Source organism: Candidatus Sordicultor fermentans (genome assembly GCF_012728195.1).
Taxonomy (GTDB): Bacteria; Atribacterota; Atribacteria; order Atribacterales; family Caldatribacteriaceae; genus Sordicultor; species Sordicultor fermentans.
Window position 1 is genome coordinate 1 of record NZ_JAAYFP010000142.1, and the last position, 1,557, is coordinate 1,557.

At 44.6% G+C, this 1,557-nt stretch carries 2 protein-coding genes; both read left to right on the forward strand.

From position 1 onward, the window contains the following. The coding region (locus GXZ17_RS07545; protein ID WP_409376681.1) for a hypothetical protein at positions 1-291 on the forward strand (291 nt) is incomplete at its 5' end. Between the two features lie 275 nt (positions 292-566). Continuing rightward, positions 567-1,079, forward strand: coding sequence for a DUF2284 domain-containing protein (locus GXZ17_RS07550; protein WP_409376682.1), 513 nt, complete (start codon positions 567-569; stop codon positions 1,077-1,079). Positions 1,080-1,557: the final 478 nt, after the last annotated feature.

A 1,557-nucleotide genomic window follows, 5' to 3' on the forward strand; every position in this document is an offset into this window, starting at 1 on the left:
GATAGAAGCATTCAGGGGCAGGCTAAAAGCGGCTTAAAGATTGCCGGGGTGACGAAGAGGTGGAAATCCAAATACTTTCAATACTGTAGACCCCTGATAGAAACATTCAGGGGTGACGGACTTGGGGTGATAGAAGCCTTCAGGGGTGACACCTCCTCCGTCATGCCTGAGCGCTTTTATCAGGCATCCACATCATTTGTCATTCCCGAAATTAGTAGTCGGGAATCCATGTTTTTAAATAATTTAGACCCCGGCTTAAAGATTGCCGGGGTGACGGAAAAGAAAAATTGAAGCTCCAAAAAGAGAGATTGCCTTGTCGCTGGGATGTATTTTCCCAGCATTATTGATTTTTAGTTTTTCTATCTCTTTTGCTTTTAATCTTGCGCCGTAGGCCACCTGCTCCTCGCGATGGTAGGAAAAGAAAGGAGTTCACAAGAGGGCAACGCCCCTTTATATTTCTGAGTCATCAGGAGGGACATTTACCCCCTGATATTCGGTTGCTAATATTTAGCACCAACTTTTAAGTTTTGAGGTACAATGAGGAAAACATCTCTGGGGGGAAAGTTATGAAAGAAGAAACTATCGCGGGGATATTCGAAAACGAGCTTGCCGGAAGGGTCAAGGAATATCGGCTAATCGATTCTCAAACAGTAGTGGTGGCTGAATGGGTACGATTCAAATGCCAGTTTGGCTGTGATGGATACGCACAGAGTCTTACCTGTCCACCGTATTCGCCGGAGCCCTCCCGCACCAGAAAAATGCTCGAAGAATACAGACAAGCTGCTATTCTCTGGAAACCAGAAGATTGCGAGACCCTGCGAAAGATTGCCGCTGACTTAGAGAGAACTCTTTTCCTTTCCGGATATTATAAAGCGCTGGCTATCCCCTCAGGACCATGTGAGCTGTGTAATCCCTGTCCCTTAGAATATCCCTGTCTGCATCCTGAATATGCTCGCCCTTCTATGGAAGCCTGTGGAATCGATGTATATGCAACTGTAAGGCAACATGGTTTCCCGATTGAGGTGGTTCGCTCAAGAAGTTGCCAGCCCACCTACTATGCTCTTATCCTCATCGAATAGAAGAAGACAGGAAAAATGACCACCTTCCCTTGCTCTGAGGCTGGGTTTCAGCTATTATCAGATAAGAGAATTTGACTGGTCGTTTTGCTATTTATCGGGGGATACATGTTCGTTTACTGTTAGGGGGCTATTCCTCCGTCTCTGAATCAAGACGAAGTTTCTATTGACTGTTATGCCTGGCTCTTCTGTATTATGATATCGATAGAAACACCCTGGTTCGCACTGTTTCCCGGGGAAGCAGTCACAATATGTTTTTACGCCTGCTTATTAATTTTTGCCAGTCAATTAAAATAAAAAGAGACCTGTCTGGTTCTCATTAACAGGGAAACCGGATAAAAAGGAGTGAAAAGATATTGGAAAATAGAAATTTTCGCAGGGAAAGAGATTCCCTGGGTGAAAAGTTAATACCTCAAAATGCATACTGGGGAATCCATTCCCTGAGAGCCCGGGATAATTTTCCTATCTCTCAAAAAGTTCC